Genomic DNA, 20,339 nt, shown 5'->3' on the forward strand with positions numbered 1-20,339 from the left:
AGGAAAACTAACTAGAAAAACCTCTGTCTTTTTATGGGAAAATTCAAATTCTGGAAAAATATGTTTCGATTTACTAAAAGGAAAGCGTTAAAATATAAAAAAACGAATCTGTTGGGGGGATAATGTGAAAGAAAAAGAAATTATTACTTTAAGCATAGGAAAACCGAAAAAGCACAGCTGGAAAAACCGTGAGGAAATATCGGGAATCGGCAAAGAAAAAATTGAAAGTGCATTCTTAACGAAGGATGGTTTCCTTGGGGATGGAGTGGCAAACACTGATTTTCATGGCGGCCCCGACCGGGCAGTTTGCCTATACCCGTTCGAACATTACGGGATGTGGGAAAAAGAATTTAAAAGGACTTTCTGTCCTCCGGCATTTGGTGAAAATATTTGTGCGCGGAATATGCTGGAAAAGGATGTTTTTATAGGGGATATCTTTTCGCTTGGTGAATCCGCTATCCAAATAACACAAGGGCGCATTCCTTGTTCAGCCATCTCAAAGTATAACGAAGAAGATCGGCTTTTGAACAGAATTGTTGAAACATGCTTTACAGGCTATTTTTTCAGAGTGCTGAAGGAAGGGAATGTAGCAGCAGGCAGCGTTCTTAAGCTCGAAGAAAGAAAGCAGGAAAAGGTATCGGTTCTGCAAGGAAATTTTATCATGTTCCATGACCGCAAAAACCGTAAAGCAATTGAAGAACTGCTGCAGATTGAGGCACTTGCAGATGTCTGGAGAGAAAAGCTGGAAAAAGCTCTATTATAAAAAAATTAAAAATAGCCTTGACATTTTTCATTTATCGGAATAGTATAATAAGCAATATATCGATCGGCAATGACAAAGAGTAGTAGCTGCGGTTGAAGCTAAAGAGAGCTGATGGTTGGTGCAAATCAGTGTGGAAACAGCAGTGAATGGACTTTCGAGCCTCCAAACCGAACCTTTTTAAGCAGTAGGCTTTGGCGAACGGTCTCATCGTTACAAGGGACAGATATTCAAACGTTTTTTCGTTTTGATATCTGTTAAGTGAGCTGATGTATCAGCTAATGAAGGTGGCACCACGGGTTTCTCGTCCTTTTTAGACGGGAGGCTCTTTTTTATTTTCAAATAACTTTATTACTTTAAATCGCTGAGCAAGAGAAGTAGATTGATGGAGTCCGTTCAAGAGAGCCGGGGACAGGTGAGAGCCCGGTACGGTAAGTCATTCGAATGGACTTGCGAGAGGCTTCCTGAAAGAAAGTAGGGAAGCACGGATTTCCACCGTTAAAAGGATAGGGTATCGATATGTTTCCGTACCCGAAAAAGGGAGCAGCATTTTGCTCTAAAAAGAGGTGGCACCACGTTCACAAGACACGTCCTCTATACACGCAGATTCTGTCTGTGTGTATAGGGGACTTTTTTTATTTGTAGTTGAGTATAAATTCTGAAGTTAGATAACTGTCTAGCACAAGCAGCCTGCCCCCCTCGAGGTGTCGGGGGTGATCAAGGCGCTCGCGCTTTCCTGAATCCGAAAGAACTGGAGGAGAAATATATTGAAAACGATATTGGAAGGTCCGTATATCATCGAAGAGCTTGAGGGGGACACATTAACACCTATTTTGATCTACCAGAGAATGAGCGGAAGAAAAAAATTTCTGTTTGAAAGCTCGCTAAAGCATGAAAAGTCGGGAAGGTATTCTTTTATTGGTGCGGACCCCGTAATGGAACTAAAAGGGGAAGGATCTCGGTCGGCTGTTTCTGCAGACGGAAAAATAGAAGTTTTTGATGAAAAGCCGCTTGATGTATTAAGAAGGCTGATGCCGGAGGAAAGGCCGCACCCCTTTGAACAGTTCCCATTTTGTGGAGGAGCTGTTGGATATGCAGGCTATGATGTCATCAGGCAATACGAAGAAATCGGGGTGATTCCTCATGATGAGCTGAATGTACCAGATGTCCACTTTATGTTTTTTGAGGAAGTGGCTGTTTTTGATCATCTGGAGCAAAAGGTATATCTGGTAGCCATGTCTATACTGGCAGCAACCGATGAATCTCAGCTTCGTGTAAGATTACAGAAAAGAAAGGCCGAAATACAAAAGGGGGCAGTGGCATCTGAATCGGAAGAAGCATCGCTGTCGGCTTTCAAAGCTTCCATATCCAAAGAAGACTTCGTTGAAAAAGTAAATCGAGCCAAGTCCTTTATTGAAGAGGGAGACATTTTTCAGGTGGTGCTTTCTCAGCGGTTAAAAGCAGAGTTGACTGGAGATCCTTTTGCATTTTACCGGAAGTTAAGAGTGCAAAATCCTTCCCCCTATATGTACTATCTTGATTTTGCAGAATATGCGGTTGCGGGGGCATCCCCTGAAAGTCTTATAAAAGCAACTGGAAACAAAGTAATTACTAACCCTATTGCAGGAACAAGGCCAAGAGGCAAGACAGAAGACGAGGACTTACTGCTTGAAAGGGACCTGATTGAAGATGAAAAGGAGCTTGCCGAACACAGGATGCTGCTCGATCTGGGCAGAAATGATCTCGGCCGTGTCTGCGAATTTGGATCGGTAACTATAGAAAAAAACATGGTAATTGAGAGATATAAGCATGTCATGCACCTTGTATCCGAAGTTGGCGGCAGGCTGAAAAATCCATACACAGCGATTGATGCCTTAATAGCTTGTCTGCCTGCTGGTACGGTTTCAGGTGCACCCAAAATTAGAGCAATGGAAATCATCAATGAACTTGAAACAGTGAAAAGAGGAATTTACTCAGGGGCAGTCGGCTATTTTTCCGGAAACGGCAATATGGATTTCGCCCTGGCAATCAGAACAATGGTGATAAAAGATGGATTCGCCTATATACAAGCTGGGGCAGGCATAGTGCATGATTCCATTCCAGAAAAAGAGTACGAAGAAACTCTTCATAAATTAAAAGCATTTTTGGAGGACAAAAAATGATTCTGCTGATTGATAATTATGATTCATTCACATTTAACCTTTATCAGTATTTAGGTGAACTGGGACAAGAAATTAAAGTTGTAAGGAATGATCAGATAACAATCGAAGAAATTGAAGAATTAAATCCTGAAGCCATTGTTCTTTCACCTGGACCGGGCCGGCCGGAACAAGCAGGAGTCATTGTTGAAGTTATTCAAGAATTTTACAGGAAGCTCCCTATCCTTGGCATTTGCCTTGGCCATCAGGCAATCGGCTATGCCTTTGGGGCAAAGATTGAAAAAGCCAAGAAAATTATGCATGGCAAGGTGTCTAATCTGAAACATAACGGATCACAGCTGTTTCAATATATGCCGCAGCCAATCCATATCATGCGTTATCATTCCTTAATTATTCAGTCAGGAACGTTGCCTGGCAGCTTTAAGGTTTTGGCCAGATCAATGGATGATAATGAAATAATGGCAATCAAGCATGAAGACTATCCTTTATACGGTTTGCAATTCCATCCGGAGTCTGTAGGAACAGGCCTTGGAAAGAAAATTTTGGAAAACTTTTTACAATCTATCGGGAGGGAAAAAAAAGGTGAAAACAATACTGCAGAGATTATCTGATCGGGAGTCATTAACAGAGGCAGAAATGAAGGAAGCGGTGGACAATTTATTTGCCAATGATGTGACGGACAGTGAGATTGCGGCATTTATGGTGAGTCTTAAAACGAAAGGGGAAACAGTTGAAGAAATTGCAGGGATCGTAAAAGCGATGAGGGATAAATCCCTTTCATTTAGCAAGAAAATTCCTAATGTTTTGGATAATTGCGGTACAGGAGGAGATGGTTCAAGCAGCTTTAATATCAGTTCCACCTCGGCATTTGTGATTGCAGGAGCCGGAATTCCTGTTGCCAAGCATGGCAATAGAAGTGTATCCAGCAAAACAGGCAGTGCCGATGTATTGGAGCATTTGGGGATAAATTTAAATCACCCTCCTGAGCGCACGGAGGAGATTTTGGAGGAAATCGGGATTGCCTTTCTTTTCGCCCCTCACGTTCATCCGAATATTAAAAGAATCATGAAAGTGCGCAAGGACCTGAGAATACCCACAACCTTCAATCTAATAGGGCCATTAACCAATCCGGTTGAACTTGATCATCAGCTTCTGGGGATCTATCGGAGAGATTATATTGAAATGTTTGCAGAGGTGTTAAAAACTTTAGGAAGAAAACGGGCAGTTGTTTTAAATGGTGCAGGGTTTATGGATGAAGCATCCTTGCAGGGGGAAAATCACCTGGCCATTCTTAATAACGGCAAGGTAACGAAAAAGGTTCTTCACCCAGAGGAAGTTGGCCTATCCGTCAGCAGCAATGATGCGATCAGAGGCGGAGATTCAAGGGAAAATGCTGAAATACTCCTGAGTGTCCTTAATGGGGAGAGGGGAGCAAGAAGGGATACAGTCCTTCTTAACGCCGGGATTGGCATCTTTACAGGAGGCAAGGCCGAAACAATTCAAGGCGGGATAAATTTAGCCAGAGAAAGCATTGATTCAGGTGCTGCATTAGCAAAACTGCATAGGTTAATTGAAGCAAGTAAAAGTGTCCATAAAGAGGTGATATAAGTGGGAACGATTCTAGATAAAATACTGGCTGAAAAAAGAAAAGAAGTCATCGTACTGCAGCAGGAAAAAGAATACCTTCAAGCTGGGGAAACCATAATTAAACGCTCATTTATTAACAAGCTTGCATCAGGCAGTGAACTGGCTGTGATTGCCGAATTCAAAAGAGCTTCACCTTCAAAAGGTGATATAAATACCGGACAAAATCCGAAAGATCAGGCATTATTTTATAAAAAGTATGGTGCCGATGCCATTTCCGTTTTAACAGACAACAGGTTTTTTAAAGGCAGCTTTGCTGATCTGTCAGCTGTTAGAGAGACAGTCGGCCTGCCTATCCTTTGCAAAGACTTCATTATAGACGAAGTGCAAGTTTTAAAGGCAAAAGCATCAGGGGCGAACCTTATTTTGCTCATTGCTGCTGCCATGGAAGCTGAACGGCTTAAAGAGCTTTTCGATTTTGCTGAAGGTGAAGGCCTTGAAGTATTAATGGAAGTTCATAATGAAGAAGAGCTGGAAATAGCTCTGAAAACCGGTGCACGGCTGATCGGAGTCAACAACCGGAATTTAAAAACTTTCGAAGTAGACCTTGGTGTAACAGAAAAACTTGCACCGCTAATAAAGAATGCAGGGAGATTCCTGATTAGTGAAAGCGGGATTAAGTCAGAAGAAGATGTACTGCGTGTAATTGCAGCAGGAGCAAACGCCATTCTTGTCGGAGAAGCATTTATGAAAGCTGATAACCTGGAAGGGCTTTTGAAGGCCATGAAGCTTCCTTTGCAGGGGGCTGTCAAACAATGAAGGTGAAGATTTGCGGAATTAGAGATATCAGCACGGCACTTTCTGCCATTGAAAGCGGTGCGGATGCCCTGGGATTTGTTTTTGCTGAAAGCAAAAGAAAAATTCATCCTGTGGCAGCAGGGGAGATAATTAGAGAGCTTCCCGGAGAAGTTTTGAAAGTCGGAGTGTTTGTAAATGAAACGAAAGAGACCATTGAGGAAATAGCAAGTGTTTCAGGGATCAATGTCATTCAGCTTCATGGAGATGAAACGCCGGAATTTTGCAGCTCATTTTCTTTTCCAGTTATAAAAGCTCTGAGCATTGGTTCACCAGATGATCTATCCCAACTGGATGAATATTCATGTGAATACATCCTTCTTGATAGTCCAAAAGGAAAGTATCGAGGGGGCAACGGGGTATCATTTGACTGGTCGATATTAAATGAAAAATCAACACAGGACAAAAAAATGATCCTCGCTGGAGGGCTCATTCCTGAAAATGTGGGGGAAGGAATTAAAGCAGCCAATCCTTATATGGTTGATGTAAGCAGCGGGGTTGAGACTGAAGGGAAGAAAGATCTGGAGAAAATAAAAAGATTCATAGATAACGCTACACTTGTGGAGAGGGAGGAAGTAAAATGAACGCAGCTTACACATTGCCAGATGAACGAGGTCATTTTGGGGAATTTGGAGGAAGGTATGTGCCGGAGACACTTATGCAGGCCATTCTTGAATTGGAAGAGGAGTATAAGAAAGCGCAAGCTGATGAAGGTTTTCAGAAAGAGCTGCAGGCTTTGCTGAAAGACTATGTCGGGCGTGAAACTCCTCTTTATTTTGCGGAGAACCTCACAAAATACGCCGGCGGTGCGAAGGTCTATCTTAAAAGAGAAGATTTGAATCATACAGGTGCCCATAAAATAAACAACTCACTGGGCCAGGCTCTATTGGCGCTGCGAATGGGAAAAAGAAAAATAGTAGCTGAGACGGGTGCAGGGCAGCATGGAGTCGCAACAGCAACTGCATGTGCGCTTTTAAATCTTGAATGCATTATTTTTATGGGTGAAGAGGACATCAGGAGACAGCAGCTGAACGTATTTAGAATGGAACTGCTTGGAGCGAAAGTTGTAGGGGTGAAATCGGGAAGTGCCACATTAAAAGATGCAGTCAACGAAGCACTCCGCTACTGGGTGACAAATGTCGAGGATACACATTACATCCTTGGCTCTGTCATGGGACCTCATCCTTTTCCTATGATTGTACGGGATTTTCAAAGTGTTATCGGAAATGAGACCAAGGTGCAATACCTTGAAAAAGAAGGTAAGCTCCCTGATGCAGTTGTAGCCTGCATTGGCGGAGGAAGCAATTCAATGGGAATGTTCTATCCTTTCATAAAAGATGAAACTGTCCGCATGATTGGGGTGGAGGCGGCTGGATTGGGAACAGATACTGAGAAGCATGCCGCATCTTTAACAAAAGGAACTCCTGGAGTTCTTCATGGGGCATTAATGTATTTGCTTCAGGACGAACACGGACAAATTCAGGAGGCCCATTCCATCTCAGCCGGGCTTGATTATCCCGGAGTTGGCCCGGAACACAGTTATTTGAAAGACAGCGGAAGAGCCGAGTATGAATCCATCACAGACGATGAGGCGCTGGATGCATTAAAGCTTTTATGCAAACTGGAAGGCATTATTCCTGCGCTGGAAAGCTCCCATGCCGTTGCCTATGCATTAAAGCTTGCACCGCAAATGAAAAAAGACGAAGGCCTTGTCATCTGTTTATCTGGCAGAGGAGATAAAGATGTAGAAACTGTAAGAGCAAAATTAGGAGGGAAAGGACAATGAACCGGGTTGAAAAAGTTTTTCAGAGCCTAAAGCAAAACAACGAAAAAGCATTTGTGCCATATATAATGGCCGGGGATGGAGGCTTAGAGACACTGGCCGAGAAAATCACTTTCCTCGAAAAAGCGGGAGCAACTGCCATTGAAATTGGGATTCCGTTTTCGGATCCGGTTGCCGATGGGCCAGTAATCCAGCAAGCTGGCATTCGAGCATTAGAAGCCGGAACAACACTTAGAGGCGTCCTGGCTAAAATTGCGGAAATCCGGCCTATTGTTCACATCCCGCTTATCTTTATGACATACATGAATCCGATCATGGCATATGGCATTGGCAACTTTATTTCTGATGCCTCCAGGTCTGGGGTGGACGGCTTAATATTGCCTGATCTTCCTGCAGAAGAAGAGGAGATAATTGCGCCAATCGCAGAGAGAGCTGGAATCGAAATCATCCGGCTTGTGACCTTAACCAGTCCACTGGAGCGGATCCAGGCTATTGCGAGCAAGGGGAAAGGCTTTCTATACGCTGTAACGGTTAATGGCATCACAGGTGCAAGAAAAGAATTTAAAGAGGAGCTCGGAAAGCATTTGAAGAATGTTAAAGATGTAAGTCCGATACCAGTATTGGCCGGATTCGGAATTTCTGAACCGGATCATGTAAAAGAAATGAACCAGCATTGTGACGGGGTAATCGTTGGAAGCAAGATCATAGAACTTTTTCAAAGCGGTGAGTTAGCTAAAGTTGAAGAGCTGATCGCTTCATCTAAAAAAGAAGAAATTAAATTGTGAAACAAAAGCTTTCTCCTTGATGGAGGAGGCTTTTTATTTGATTAAGCCCATTTTTTAAAATATTTATTGTAAAGGTTGACATGCAAAGTGAATACATTATAATTACAAGTAATCCGAGTAAATTAATGAGATTTATGGGAATAGGTGATTTTGAATGTTCATTGAGATAAACGATGTGAATAAACAATATAGGGATAAAGAAAATCGTCCTGTTGACGTCCTGAAAGATATTAATTTATCCATTGAAAAAGGCCAGTTTGTTTCAATTTTAGGCCCTTCAGGATGCGGAAAGTCAACCCTTCTTTCAATCGTCGCAGGGCTGACTAAAACAACTTCAGGCCAAATTCAAATTGATGGAAAAACCATAACAAAACCCGGAAAAGACAGGGGAATGGTTTTCCAGCAGGCAGCCTTATTTCCTTGGCTGACAGTCATGGAAAATGTCACGTTTCCACTGAAAAAAGAAATGAAGAAGAAGGATGCAGAGGAAACAGCACTTAAATATCTGCAAATGGTTCAGCTGGGTAAATATATATCCCATTATCCTCATGAACTTTCTGGAGGAATGCAGCAGAGGGTCGCGATTGCGAGAGCGCTTGCGATGAACCCGGAAACACTATTAATGGATGAACCATTCGGAGCTCTTGATGAACAGACCCGTTCACGTCTGCACGGACAGCTGGAAAACATCTGGACTGAGACGAAGAAAACCATTCTTTTTGTTACTCATAGCATCTCAGAATCTATTAAACTCTCAGATCGAATCATTGTTATGGGAACAAAGCCGGGAATCATTTTACAGGATATAACGGTTGACATACCCAGACCCCGTGAGGAACACAAAAAAGAAATGCTTGAGATTGAAGACCACATTATGAAATACCTGAAGAAGGAAATTGATAAAGTTGTAAGTGAGGAAATCCAATATGCAAACAGCCATTAAAAGGATCATATTTTTTGCAGCCATCATTGCATTTTGGGAAATTGGATCACGTCTAGAGCTTTGGCATCCTCTGATTTTCCCTTCCCTGTCCAGTGTATTCAGTGCTCTTGTTGAAGGGTTCCAGGATAAAACTCTTATCTATGATTTAATCGCCAGTTTTAAACGGCTCGCAGTCGGTTTAACGATCAGCCTTATTATTGGGACTCTGATTGGAATTCTTTTAGGGAAATCCAAAACAGCTGATGAAACACTGGGTGCAGTCATCCTCGCCTTACAAAGTGTTCCCAGCATCGTCTGGCTGCCGATCGCGATTATGTGGTTTGGCTTAAATGAAAAGGCTGTTATTTTTGTAACCATACTTGGCGGGACATTTGTAATGGCTCTGAACATGAGAACAGGGATTAAAAATGTTTCACCATTATATATCAAGGCAGCTCAGACAATGGGTGCGAATGGAATTGACTTATTCACAAGAGTCATCTTTCCAGCATCAATTCCATACGTTGTCACTGGCTCACGACTTGCCTGGGCATTTGCCTGGCGCGCACTGATGGCCGGTGAGCTTTTAAGCACAGGACCAGGATTGGGCTACACACTTCGATATGCTTCAGACTTTGGAAGAATGGACATCGTTATAGGTGTCATGATTATCATTGGAGCTATTGGAATGATTGTTGACCAATTCATCTTCCAGCGCATTGAAAAATCAGTCATAAAAAAATGGGGACTTGAGTCTTAATTTTGGAGGGGTATTAATGAAAAAGGCTATTTTATGGGTTGCTGTATTATTTACTTTCACCGGGCTGCTTGCCGGCTGCGGATCTTCTGAGAAGAGCAGCGGTGAGGAAGACAAGATTGTCATCGGTTATTTCCCGAATATCAATCATGTGCCAGCAATGGTTGCAAAAGATCAAGGCTATTTTGAAGAACAGCTTGGAGATGGAACTAAAGTAGAATACAAGACATTTGCTGAAGGCGGTTCATTCATGACTGCCCTGAAAACAGGCGACATTGATGCAGGTCTTGTAGGACCTGGGCCAGCAATGAACAACTTCTCAACCGGAGCTGATGTTAAAATTATCGCCGGTGCCTCAACTGGCGGAACAGTTGTTCTTGCCAGAGAGGGAGTAGAAATTAACTCACTTGAAGACTTCCAGGGAAAAACGTTTATTACACCTGGCGTGGGCTGCACACATGATGTCCAGTATGAAACATATCTTGAAGAAGCCGGCATCACTTCAGCTCGCATTGGCGGTACCATGAAGCATTTAACAGGCAACCCTGCGCAATATGCAAGTATGCTGAAAACAGGTAAAGTCGATATTGCGGTTGCTCCCGAACCATGGGCAGCTGTCATTGAACAGGAAACAAACGCGGAAGTCGTAATTGGCTGGGATGAAGTATCCTTCGGAGAAACACTTCCGGCATCAGTATTGGTTGCTACTGGCGAAGCTGTGAAGAACAGCCCTGAAAAAGTACAGAAAATCGTTGATGCACATAAAGATGCAGTTAAATTTATCGAAGAAAATCCTGAAGAAGCAAAAGCAATTACTATCAAAGACATTAAAGAAGTGACTGGCCAGGAACTGGAAAAAGAAGTCGTAGACCGCGCCTGGGAAAGAATTGGGTTCACTTACGATGTTGATGCAGACACAATCCAGGAATTTGCGGATTCATCCTACACTTTAAAATTCCTGAAAGATAAACCTGAATTCAGTGAACTGATTGCGAACAATTTTATTAAATAATCATACTTGGACCGGAGCCCGGATGGGTTCCGGTTTTTTGGTCCTGCAGGGGAAAGGAAATTTGATTGGCCCAATTATGAAAGGTTCCAGAGCGAAAATGAGATACCGCGGCGCGAATATCCTGCTGGATGGCTCAGTTATGGGGAAGCAAGTGTGATAGAGCAAAAAACTATAAAATCAGCGCAATAACCTATGCTGGCGACACAATTTACATCAGCATGAAGCAATAATGATAGAAACTCCGCGCACAAAAGTAACCTGCCTGCACGAACCAGAAGCCTACCCGTGCAGAAGGAGCACATCCGCACGTAACTCACCGGGATCCGCGCACAAAAGTAACATTCCCGCGCAAAAGAGAAGCCTGCCCGCGCATAAAAACGTGCTATCCGCGCAGAAAGATTTCAACCCGCGCGTAACTCACCTTAAACCGCGCGCAAAAGTACCATTCCCGCGCAAATCAGAAGCCCGCCCGCGCATTAAAGCATACACTCCGCGCGGAAAGAGCCGACCCTCACAAATTTAACCAGTTCTCCAAAAACCAATCAGCAAGCCAATCTCCTGGTTTAACTTTCGCCCAAAAAAGGAAAAATACCATGCAAGTGACAAAACAACTTAGAAACAGGAGTGGCGCAAATGAAAAAAGGTATGGGTGTTTTAATTGCCGTTATTGCGGCAGTAGTCATAGCAGGTATGATGCTGATGTCCAGTTATAACGGGTTTGTAAGCACAGAGGAAAATGTGGACCAGGCTTATTCCCAAATTGAGAACCAGCTGCAGCGAAGGCTGGATTTGATTCCTAATCTGGTAAATACTGTTAAGGGATATGCTGCACACGAGAAGGAGACAATTCAGGCAATATCAGATGCTCGTGCGAGATTGGCGGGAGCGGGGTCACCTGAAGAGGAAGCAGCCGCAAACGCCGAGCTGTCAAGCGCTTTGAGCCGTCTGCTTGTAGTGGTGGAGAACTATCCCAATTTAAAAGCGGATAAGCAGTTTACTCAATTAATGGACGAGCTTGCGGGTACGGAAAATCGGATTTCGGTTGCCCGAAAGGATTATAATGACCAGGTTGCTGTTTATAACAAAAAAGTAAAAAGTTTTCCGGGTGCAATCGTCGCAGGGATAACAGGCTTTGATGAAAAAGAGTATTTTAGGGCGGATCCGCTGGCAAATGAAGCACCTGAAGTTGACTTCGGAGGCAATGGAGAATGATCATTCGTAGGGTCTCTTTGACCCTTCTTTTAGTAAATTTAATAATGGGGGCATTCCAAGTCCATGCAGATGAATCCATACCGCAGCCTGCCGGAGATATTTATGTCCAGGATTTTGCGGACGTCCTGAATGACCAGGAAAAATCTGAATTAAATAGCCTGGGGAGGCAGTTGGAAGAAAAGACATCTGCACAGGTTGCAGTTTTAACTGTTGGAACTACTGGAGACAGACCGATTGAAGAATATGCAAATGAAGCTTTCCGGTCTTATGGCATAGGCAGTGCTGCAGAGAATAATGGTGTCCTATTGGTTGTGGCCATGCAGGATCGGAAGGTGCGGATTGAGGTTGGTTATGGGCTTGAAGGCGAGATTCCCGATGGAAAAGCAGGCAGGATTCTAGATGAAGTTACCCTTCCATATCTTCAGGATGGCCAGCCCAATAGAGCGGTAATTGAAACCTATAAGGTGCTTGTACAGGAAGCTGCCGGAGAAGAAGTGAATTTAGGTGGAGAGTATGCTGATGCCGGAACACAGGATAAGGGCATTGACATCCCGTCCTGGCTGATAATTATAATTGTTGTTGGATTGTTGTTTCTAGACATTAAATTTTTTGGCGGAGCCTTTTCATACGCCATCCTTTCCATTCTCTCAAGAGGGGGAGGCGGAGGAGGCGGCGGTCCCCGGGGTGGGGGAGGCGGTTCATCCGGCGGAGGTGGAGCCAGCCGCGGCTGGTGATAAATGAAGAAGAGAGGGAGCAACTCCCGCTCTTTTTCATTATTTTATTCCAGTTACACAAACGGTTAATACGGGGCGGGCTTCTTTATACGAAATGGAAATAGAATGGAATCCAGCCGCTTCCATATCTGCTTTGATCACCTGTCCGAGATTTTTGGCAATGGTGTCATCTGCGCCTTCTTCTCGTGGCTGAACTGTGATGGCAATTATTCCGTCTTCCTCAAGCATCCCATATAGATGCTGAAGTGACTCTCTTGGTTTTGTCCATAATGGATAATTGTTGACTGAAAATATCTTATTATACGTTTTATCAGGGAAGTAATTGTGAACATCTTTTACGAACAATCTGACCTTCCCCTGCCGAATATAGTCATCATTCAGTTTGGCTGCAGAAGCCTTCATATCTTCGGATACATCAACTCCATCCATTTCTGCATGGCGGCAGTGATCCATTATATGCCTGATGCTGTAGCCAGGGCCAAAGCCTACTTCTAAAATAGAGTCCCTGCGATTAATCTTTAATTGATTTATTGTCCATTTGTTAATCTTGCGGTTTTCAAAATACATGATTTTCCCGGCAAGCTTCCCCAGTAATCCTGCGGGTTTCACAAATTGTTTTACTAAAATATCGAACATGTCCCTCACCTCGTTGTTTAATACTTATATTTAGTCCCTTTAAAGAGGTTCTAAACCTATTCCGTAAAACGGATAAATAATTTTTAACTGGAAAAGGTACTAATATGAATTAAGATTGGAGGAAGTCCGGTGATTTATGGCGAAGATCAATACCGAAAAGATTTAAATCGGTATATTGACAATATCGACAATCAGATTCATTCTATTTCCAAAACGCTAGAGGACTTCAGCTGCTGTATTTTATCCGATTTCGAAAACTTGCAGAAGGCGGTAACGGAGGCTCACACAATTGCTTCGACTTATTATCTTCAGTCATATTTATCGCCGTATACCAAGGAATATTCGAGCTTATCATTGGGCGCCCAGCATTTATCGGAAAAAAGGCATGGAGGGCTTATTGTTGTGGAGAGAAGGCTGCCTATAGGCGATTACCTTCATAATGGGACGCCAATTGGAGCAAAAGTAAGCAGCACTTTGCTTGAAACCATTTTTTATCCTGGAAACCCATTGCATGACGGGGGGATCTTAATAAAAGAAGATACCATTATTTCTGCAGGCAACATCCTGCCTCTTGCCAATAAAACCATTGAGGGGAAAAAATTTGGGACAAGGCATAGAGCGGCAATTGGAATTACTGAAAAATCAGATGCTGTTGCCATTGTAGTTTCAGAGGAAACAGGCCGCATTTCTTTTGCAGTGGAAGGACAGCTGTATACAATCAGGACATAAAAATCCCCCTAAAATGGGGGATTTGTCATTATGACTTCTTATTAATTTGCTTTCCGCTTTTTTTCTGGCTTTGAGATTTATCATTTCCTGCCTGAAACTCGCTTCCCAGTTCAACATCGTTTCGTTTATCCTGTTTTTCAATTTGGGCTCTCGTTTGATTTGCATTTTGTCTGCCTTGTTTTGTCATATTTCATTCCTCCCTGTAAAATAGCTGGCAGTTTTAATATGCGCTATATACGGGAATAGATGAACATTATATTGCTGAATTGACTTAAAAGAGGTGATTATATTGTGCGGCCGGTTTACACTAACAGAAACCATCGAAAAACTTCAGCTGCTGTTTGAATTTGAATATGCAGAGGGAGAGGTTTTACCCAGATATAATATCGCGCCAAGCCAGAATATCTTAACCATCATTGGAGATGGCAAACAGCGGATCGGCATGCAGATGAAGTGGGGGCTGGTCCCATTCTGGGCTAAAGACGAAAAAATAGCTTACAAAATGATAAACGCAAGAGCGGAAGGCATCGACTCGAAACCAAGTTTTAAAGCTCCCTTTAAAAGCAGAAGGTGCTTAATCCTTGCAGATGGCTTTTATGAATGGAAGAAAACCGAAGAAGGTAAACAGCCATACAGGTTCATTATGAAAGATGAAAAACCGTTTGCCTTTGCAGGTATCTGGGATTCATGGCATAAAGGAGAAAAACCTCTAACGAGCTGTACAATCATTACAACGGGGCCAAATGAAGTAACCGGGGATGTTCATGACCGAATGCCGGTGATATTAAAGGAAAGCGATTTTGAAGACTGGATTAATCCCCGTTTTAATGACACTGAATATCTGAAGTCATTGCTTGAACCCTATCCGGGTGAAAAAATGGATAAGTATCCGGTATCAAATAAAGTGAATTCACCGAAAAATGAGCTGGCAGAATTAATTTCTCCGCTCAGGTAGTTTATAAAACGGACGCGAGACGCGTCCGTTTTTTCAAAATGAACTTTTAACTTTGAGAACTGTCCAGCTCCAGCGCCTACCCCCTCAAGGTGTCGGGGGTGAGCACCAAGGGAAAGCTTCCTTGGATGTTCTTCGCAGGAACAAGCACTTTGGCTTGTTCCGAAGGCGCTTCCGCTTTTCTTATCATCTGCTCACAAACATCGGAAGCTCCGTATGGCCCATTTCCCGTACATAGACAAACAAATTCCCTTTATGATGAATTTCATGATCCATTGCAAGCTGCAGCAGCTGGCTGCCTGTAAGTTCCATTCCAAAAATCCGTGTCAAATCAATGTTCCTATCCATTTCTTCATTTGTTAATGATGAAATGATCTCAATGGTTTTTTCTGTGTAGTTTTCAGCGGCTTCAGAAAGGTTTGGCGCAATTTCATCGAATTTCTCGCCAAACACTGACGGGCTGCCTTCTTTTACTGTTTTGGCAAACATATAAAAAGAAGTAAGCATATGAGTTACCAGCTTGCCGGCCGCCATGCTTGTTTCAGTTGGTTTGTAGTCATAGTTATTTTCATTAATCTTCTTGATTAGCTCATTGGTCACCTTTCTGTGCGATAAAAAATAGTTCAGATATTTTTGCGCTCTTTCCATATTAAAGACCTCCTAAAATTTAATCAGATTAACATTTCCACTTAACCTCCTTAAATTCCTTTATATTTCAAAATATGTTTTGGACTGGAAGGGATTTTACAAAAATCGTGGAATTATTTAACAGGGGAAGATTTGGAAGAATCTCTATTATACAGACATAGTGTTCATAAGGGGGGATTCATACATGGGGAAAAAGAAGAAAAAGAAAAGCCATGTGCCTTTTAGGGTCAATTTATTGTTTTTTGCTGTTTTTGTTTTATTTTCAGTACTAATTTTAAGACTTGGCGTTGTCCAGATTGTAAATGGTGAGACATACAAAAAAGAAGTTGACAGGACGGAAGATGTCATCGTATCTAACCCGGTTCCAAGGGGAAGGATGCTTGACAGGAACCATCAGCTTATTGTGGATAATATCCCAAAGAGTGCAATTACATATACCAACCGGAATGCCAAACAGAAAGAAATGCTTCAGGTGGCAGAACGGCTGGCCGTTTTGATTGATAAAAAGACGGATAAAGTGACAGAACGCGATAAGAAGGATCATTGGATTCTAAAAAATCCTGAAGCTGTCCGGGATAAAATAACTGATAAGGAATGGAAGCTGTTTAAAGAGAAAAAACTGGATGATAAGCAAATTTATGAGATGCAGCTTGAAAGAATTACAGAAGAAGATCTGAAACAGTTGAGCAAGCAGGACCTGGAAGTGCGGGCAATCTTCCGGGAATTTACGAGCGGCTATGCAATGACGCCGCAAATAGTAAAAAATGAGGGTGTATCAAGTAAAGAATATGCTGCGGTAAGCGAGAATCTTCAATATCTTCCAGGTGTCAATACAACTACTGACTGGGATCGAACTTATGCTTTTGACAGTACGCTCCAGACAGTCCTGGGGAAGGTTACTGATACAAATGAAGGGCTGCCTCAGGAAAGGCTGGATTATTTTCTGGCCAGGGACTACAGCAGAAATGAACGTGTCGGAAAGAGCTATCTCGAAATGCAATATGAGGATGTTCTGCATGGCCAAAAATCAAAGGAAAAGCTTATTACAAAAAAAGGAGAAATTCTCGGAAGTGAACTGGTTTCTCAAGGCCAAAGAGGCAAGGATCTTGTCCTGACGATTGATATGGATCTGCAGAAGGCTGTGGAAAAAATATTGGAAGAGGAAATTTGGGCTGCAAAAAGGACCAGGGGAACTTACTTAATGGATCGTGCGTTTGTCGTCCTAATGAATCCGCATACTGGTGAAGTTCTGACGATGGCAGGTAAGATGATAGACAAAGATGATGGTGGCAAAACGGTTCTGCAGGATTATGCGCTGGGTACGGTTGCCTCTTCTTATAATGTGGGATCCTCTGTAAAAGGGGCAACTGTTTTAACAGGCTATAAAACCGGTGCAATTTCACCCGGGACGACATTTCTAGATGCACCCATGAAAATTGCAGGGACACCACAGGTGAAAAAATCCTGGTTTAACTTTCAGGCAATCATGAACGAAACAAGGGCTTTGCGCATATCCTCAAACGTATATATGTTCAAAACAGCAATTGAAATTGCGGATGCGCGGTATGCATATGATCAGCCTCTGGGATTTAAGAATCCTAATGCATTTGAAGATATGAGAGAGTCTTTCGGCCAATTTGGCCTCGGAGTCAGAACTGGCATCGATTTGCCGAATGAGGCAATAGGCTATGAAGGACCGCTTCGCTTGCCGGGATTTCTATTAGACCTTGCAATCGGGCAGTATGATACCTATACTCCGATGCAAATGGCGCAATATATATCAACGATTGCAAATGGCGGCTACCGTATCCAGCCGCGCCTTGTAAAAGAAATCCGTGAGCCAGCCACAGAGCAGGAGGAGCTTGGCCCGATCTGGAAGGATATTCAGCCAACTGTTTTAAATACGATAGATGTAAGTGATAGAGAACTAAACACTGTCAAAGAAGGATTAAGACAGGTGATGCAGCATCCTGAAGGGACTGCATATAGAAGGTTCGCAGATGCACCATATTCTCCAGCAGGAAAAACAGGTACAGCGGAAGCATTTTATGACGGTCCTCTCAAAAAAAAGGGAGATAAATTAATAGATGTTATGAACTTGAGCCTTGTTGCCTATGCACCGCATAATAATCCTGAAATCGCCATGTCTGTCATTGTTCCATGGGCATACCAGGGAAGAAGCGGACATACAGCCAATTATGAAATTGGCAGAAAAGTATTAGATGCCTATTTTGAGCTGAAAAAGAAGCGGATGTCCGGACCTGAACAGGAACAGTCGGCAGAAGAAGGTTTCGAAACAGAAGAATCTGATTAAAGTATGAGTTTTAGCGGCTGGACAAAAAAGCCTTTCCTTATTGGGAATGGCTTTTTTTATACCTGAATTTGTTTTTTAAGTGATGCAGTTTTTGTTTAATTAATACCGGTTTGTCACTTTTTCCGAAGACCTTACGATTCACCGCAAATTGAATCGATTCTTCCAAAATAGCGAGAATAATAATAGGGATGAAGATTACCAGAATCCAAAACCACATGCCTCTGCTCCTTTCGTCTGATCGGCATACAATTTATTTATATTCAGGGATGAATAGATAATGATATTAATAGGAAAATCATCCATGTATTTTCCTGACTGAACCATGTCCTGGTTATTTTCTTAAATAACCTATTATTTCTGAAATAAACTTCTGCTTTTTTAAAGGTTCTGTGTAGTTTAATGAAAGGGCATTCGGGAAAATAGGGTAAAAAGGAGGTCCTGACATGAAAACAATAAATGTAGAGCTTCAGTATGATGATCAGGAAATGAATAATAATCAGACAAAAGTATTTGATCAATTGAAGAACCATCTCGAAGGAACAGGATTTAAGGTGGTAACGATCATGGAAAATGATCAATATCTAAAGGAGCATTCCGGCCTTCCGAATCAAAAGAAAAACAAAGTGCTGCCATCTCAGCCTGAAGGAGCAGAACCTGATATCAATTCCAGCGGTGCCGGCGGCATGGTCTCCCCTGATTCCAGTGAAAGCAAATACTCTGAGTAAGATACGTGAACCTTAGTCACATTCAGGACTAAGGTTTTTTTATTTTTAAGAGGAATTAATACGTTTGGATAGAATTTACAAATATAGAGAATTTGTTTGAAGGAGGATCATTTATGAGTCAAAAACTCTTAAGAGTGGGAACGGTCTACATACCTGTCAGAAATGTAATGGATTCCTTAAACTGGTACACAGAGAAGCTAGGAGCAGCAGAAAGCTATAGGGATGAAAAGGGAAAAATGGCGATAATCAATATGGCAAGCCAAAGCTTTTTCCTTTTGGAAGCACCTGAAGAGGAAAGTCTTAATTTTAAGGATTCTGATGGAAGATTGCGATTTTGTTTAACCTTTGAGGTCGATGGAATAACAGAGCTCGAAAACTTGCATCGGGAACTTCTTGAGAAGGAAGTGAATACAGGAGCTATCGAAAATCGCGGGCATCCCGGCAGAAATTTTGTGTTTTCTGATCCGGACGGTAACTTATTTGATGTATGGAGTGAACTAAGCCCAAGTTTTAAGAAATAACTTTTAGGAAAGAGAGCAGATAATGGACTCTGCCCTCTTTTTACATATGATATCTTTTAGCAGCAAAACCTTAGCAATTATCGGATTTATGAAGATGAAGCGGCGGTGGAATGAGCCACCCTTTTTCTTTGTTCATACGAAGCACCTTAAGGCCTAAAGCTGCTTTCTGAGTATGGAATTGTCCAAACATGACTGCAATATCTTCACGAATACATTGACCCATGATTGTACTGCAGGCAACCAATCCTGCTCCGATGTCACCTGATAACTTCGCAGCTACTTCAGGGTCCATAAATCTCGCACCGGCTGGGATATCATTTACACAAGCATTAGGGCGGTCAGGTGGTGCGGGAGGAAGACCGACCCCATTTTCCTTCAAAATAGCCTCAATTTGTTCCTCTTCCTGTTTACCGAGGCGGATGGCTTCTTCAAGCATTTTCTTCAAGTCCTCGTCACCAGAGTGGCTAAGCAACGTTTGGTATGCAGAAGTCATTCCCTTTCCTGTCAGCAAATAAGACCACGTACTAAAAACTTCGCCATAATGCATAGGTTCGTCCTTTGGATTTCCGCTTAAAATACCCATTGTATACCTCCTGAAAAGATTCATTTTTTGTGCCACCTTCCTTGTAATGCACAGCTATATCATGCCCAACAAGCGTCTTAAAATGTCATTGAATATTAAAAGATTAAACTTCCTCAATTTGTGGTAAATACCGTATAAAAGATAGAGGAGATGAAAAACAATGGACCAAACAAAAAAAACATATTATATAGATATTGAAAATGCGCAGATCTACACAGAACCAGTTGAAGCAGCCGAATGGCAGTTTAAAATTTTTGCCACAGACGAAGAATTAGCTCAGTTAAATGAATACATTAATGAGAATTATGATGCAGATCTTAAAACATTTGCCCGTGCACATGTCCCTTTCCTGGAGTACCACAAAGAATCAAAAAATGATGAATATGATGCATCCATGGAAGGCATTTATAAAATGATTTATGATCTTGGTGATGACGAAGCCCGGAGACATATAGAAGGGATGGGAATATTATAATCGGAAAAATGCAGCTGGTCTTTAATCGGACTGGCTGCTTTTGAAAAGATAACACAAAAAAAGAACCGTCTCTTCTGTTTTCATCAGAATAACGGCTCTTATATTTGCTCCTGTATAATTGTTCTTTTTTGGTTTTTGTTTTTCTTGTGCGCATGTCCGCATACGCAAATGGGCTTCGATTGCATTCAGGGTT

General features: G+C 42.3%; 24 protein-coding genes and 2 other annotated features. Of the genes, 19 read left to right on the forward strand and 5 right to left on the reverse strand.

The genetic code is table 11. The annotated features are described in order from the left end of the window. Positions 1 to 124: 124 nt before the first annotated feature. The 13 genes from QUF73_00135 to QUF73_00195 all read left to right on the forward strand — a co-directional run bounded on the left by QUF73_00135 (position 125) and on the right by QUF73_00195 (position 12,563). Positions 125 to 763: an MOSC domain-containing protein gene (locus QUF73_00135; protein ID MDM5224612.1), complete on the forward strand. Its 639-nt coding sequence runs from the start codon at positions 125 to 127 to the stop codon at positions 761 to 763. 60 nt (positions 764 to 823) lie between these two features. Further along, positions 824 to 1,075 (forward strand) — a binding site (T-box leader). 40 nt (positions 1,076 to 1,115) lie between these two features. After that, positions 1,116 to 1,358: a binding site (T-box leader), on the forward strand. Between the two features lie 169 nt (positions 1,359 to 1,527). Continuing rightward, positions 1,528 to 2,922 carry an anthranilate synthase component I gene (gene trpE, locus QUF73_00140; GenBank protein MDM5224613.1) on the forward strand — a complete coding sequence of 465 codons (1,395 nt, stop codon included), beginning with the start codon at positions 1,528 to 1,530 and terminating at the stop codon, positions 2,920 to 2,922. Then, entirely contained in the window at positions 2,919 to 3,530 is a 612-nt protein-coding gene (locus QUF73_00145; protein MDM5224614.1) for an aminodeoxychorismate/anthranilate synthase component II, read from the forward strand. Before trpE ends, QUF73_00145 begins: the two co-directional genes overlap by 4 nt. Next, a complete protein-coding gene (gene trpD / locus QUF73_00150) occupies positions 3,502 to 4,527 on the forward strand; it encodes an anthranilate phosphoribosyltransferase (GenBank protein MDM5224615.1) in 1,026 nt (341 codons plus the stop codon). Before QUF73_00145 ends, trpD begins: the two co-directional genes overlap by 29 nt. After that, complete coding sequence (gene trpC / locus QUF73_00155) at positions 4,528 to 5,322, forward strand: indole-3-glycerol phosphate synthase TrpC (protein MDM5224616.1); 795 nt, start codon at positions 4,528 to 4,530, stop codon at positions 5,320 to 5,322. Continuing rightward, positions 5,319 to 5,942, forward strand: a complete 624-nt coding sequence (locus QUF73_00160) for a phosphoribosylanthranilate isomerase (protein ID MDM5224617.1) — start codon at positions 5,319 to 5,321, stop codon at positions 5,940 to 5,942. Before trpC ends, QUF73_00160 begins: the two co-directional genes overlap by 4 nt. Beyond that, positions 5,939 to 7,144, forward strand: a complete 1,206-nt coding sequence (gene trpB, locus QUF73_00165) for a tryptophan synthase subunit beta (protein ID MDM5224618.1) — start codon at positions 5,939 to 5,941, stop codon at positions 7,142 to 7,144. Before QUF73_00160 ends, trpB begins: the two co-directional genes overlap by 4 nt. Next, positions 7,141 to 7,926, forward strand: a complete 786-nt coding sequence (gene trpA / locus QUF73_00170; protein ID MDM5224619.1) for a tryptophan synthase subunit alpha — start codon at positions 7,141 to 7,143, stop codon at positions 7,924 to 7,926. The genes trpB and trpA overlap by 4 nt, the downstream gene beginning before the upstream one ends. Before the next feature lie 154 nt (positions 7,927 to 8,080). Further along, on the forward strand, positions 8,081 to 8,869 hold the full coding sequence (locus QUF73_00175; protein ID MDM5224620.1) for an ABC transporter ATP-binding protein: 789 nt from the start codon (positions 8,081 to 8,083) through the stop codon (positions 8,867 to 8,869). After that, positions 8,853 to 9,608, forward strand: a complete 756-nt coding sequence (locus tag QUF73_00180) for an ABC transporter permease (protein MDM5224621.1) — start codon at positions 8,853 to 8,855, stop codon at positions 9,606 to 9,608. The genes QUF73_00175 and QUF73_00180 overlap by 17 nt, the downstream gene beginning before the upstream one ends. A gap of 16 nt (positions 9,609 to 9,624) precedes the next feature. Next, a complete protein-coding gene (locus QUF73_00185; GenBank protein MDM5224622.1) occupies positions 9,625 to 10,617 on the forward strand; it encodes an aliphatic sulfonate ABC transporter substrate-binding protein in 993 nt (330 codons plus the stop codon). A gap of 633 nt (positions 10,618 to 11,250) precedes the next feature. Further along, positions 11,251 to 11,829, forward strand: a complete 579-nt coding sequence (locus QUF73_00190; GenBank protein MDM5224623.1) for a LemA family protein — start codon at positions 11,251 to 11,253, stop codon at positions 11,827 to 11,829. Next, positions 11,826 to 12,563: a TPM domain-containing protein gene (locus QUF73_00195; GenBank protein ID MDM5224624.1), complete on the forward strand. Its 738-nt coding sequence runs from the start codon at positions 11,826 to 11,828 to the stop codon at positions 12,561 to 12,563. Before QUF73_00190 ends, QUF73_00195 begins: the two co-directional genes overlap by 4 nt. Before the next feature lie 39 nt (positions 12,564 to 12,602). Here the strand turns inward: QUF73_00195 and QUF73_00200 are convergent, their stop codons facing one another. Next, complete coding sequence (locus QUF73_00200; protein ID MDM5224625.1) at positions 12,603 to 13,199, reverse strand: class I SAM-dependent methyltransferase; 597 nt, start codon at positions 13,197 to 13,199, stop codon at positions 12,603 to 12,605. 129 nt (positions 13,200 to 13,328) lie between these two features. Here QUF73_00200 and cdaS point away from each other — a divergent pair, with 129 nt between their 5' ends. After that, positions 13,329 to 13,928, forward strand: coding sequence for a sporulation-specific diadenylate cyclase CdaS (gene cdaS, locus QUF73_00205; protein ID MDM5224626.1), 600 nt, complete (start codon positions 13,329 to 13,331; stop codon positions 13,926 to 13,928). A 28-nt stretch (positions 13,929 to 13,956) separates the two neighbouring features. On the opposite strand, the gene QUF73_00210 is transcribed toward cdaS, so the two are convergent. Next, positions 13,957 to 14,115 (reverse strand): hypothetical protein, encoded by a 159-nt coding sequence (locus QUF73_00210; GenBank protein MDM5224627.1) that lies wholly within the window; start codon positions 14,113 to 14,115, stop codon positions 13,957 to 13,959. A 102-nt stretch (positions 14,116 to 14,217) separates the two neighbouring features. On the opposite strand from QUF73_00210, the gene QUF73_00215 reads away from it, so the two are divergent. Further along, positions 14,218 to 14,883, forward strand: coding sequence for an SOS response-associated peptidase (locus QUF73_00215; GenBank protein ID MDM5224628.1), 666 nt, complete (start codon positions 14,218 to 14,220; stop codon positions 14,881 to 14,883). Between the two features lie 183 nt (positions 14,884 to 15,066). On the opposite strand, the gene QUF73_00220 is transcribed toward QUF73_00215, so the two are convergent. After that, positions 15,067 to 15,528: a DinB family protein gene (locus QUF73_00220; GenBank protein ID MDM5224629.1), complete on the reverse strand. Its 462-nt coding sequence runs from the start codon at positions 15,526 to 15,528 to the stop codon at positions 15,067 to 15,069. A 184-nt stretch (positions 15,529 to 15,712) separates the two neighbouring features. Between QUF73_00220 and QUF73_00225 the strand changes: the two genes are divergently transcribed. Next, positions 15,713 to 17,842 carry a penicillin-binding protein 2 gene (locus QUF73_00225; protein MDM5224630.1) on the forward strand — a complete coding sequence of 710 codons (2,130 nt, stop codon included), beginning with the start codon at positions 15,713 to 15,715 and terminating at the stop codon, positions 17,840 to 17,842. A gap of 37 nt (positions 17,843 to 17,879) precedes the next feature. On the opposite strand, the gene QUF73_00230 is transcribed toward QUF73_00225, so the two are convergent. Next, the gene (locus QUF73_00230) at positions 17,880 to 18,059 is read right to left on the reverse strand and encodes a hypothetical protein (GenBank protein ID MDM5224631.1); all 180 of its coding nucleotides are present in this window, start codon (positions 18,057 to 18,059) and stop codon (positions 17,880 to 17,882) included. A 226-nt stretch (positions 18,060 to 18,285) separates the two neighbouring features. On the opposite strand from QUF73_00230, the gene QUF73_00235 reads away from it, so the two are divergent. Together QUF73_00235 and QUF73_00240 are read left to right on the forward strand one after the other, a co-directional pair. Continuing rightward, positions 18,286 to 18,567: a hypothetical protein gene (locus QUF73_00235; GenBank protein MDM5224632.1), complete on the forward strand. Its 282-nt coding sequence runs from the start codon at positions 18,286 to 18,288 to the stop codon at positions 18,565 to 18,567. Positions 18,568 to 18,680: 113 nt separating this feature from the next. Beyond that, positions 18,681 to 19,088, forward strand: a complete 408-nt coding sequence (locus QUF73_00240) for a VOC family protein (protein MDM5224633.1) — start codon at positions 18,681 to 18,683, stop codon at positions 19,086 to 19,088. Between the two features lie 70 nt (positions 19,089 to 19,158). Here QUF73_00240 and QUF73_00245 read toward each other — a convergent pair whose 3' ends face one another. Continuing rightward, entirely contained in the window at positions 19,159 to 19,671 is a 513-nt protein-coding gene (locus QUF73_00245; GenBank protein ID MDM5224634.1) for a DUF3231 family protein, read from the reverse strand. A gap of 160 nt (positions 19,672 to 19,831) precedes the next feature. Between QUF73_00245 and QUF73_00250 the strand changes: the two genes are divergently transcribed. Beyond that, entirely contained in the window at positions 19,832 to 20,146 is a 315-nt protein-coding gene (locus QUF73_00250) for a hydrolase (GenBank protein ID MDM5224635.1), read from the forward strand. The last annotated feature ends 193 nt before the right edge of the window (positions 20,147 to 20,339 follow it).

It is taken from the genome of Cytobacillus sp. NJ13 (assembly GCA_030348385.1).
In the GTDB taxonomy this organism is placed as follows: domain Bacteria; phylum Bacillota; class Bacilli; order Bacillales; family Cytobacillaceae; genus Cytobacillus.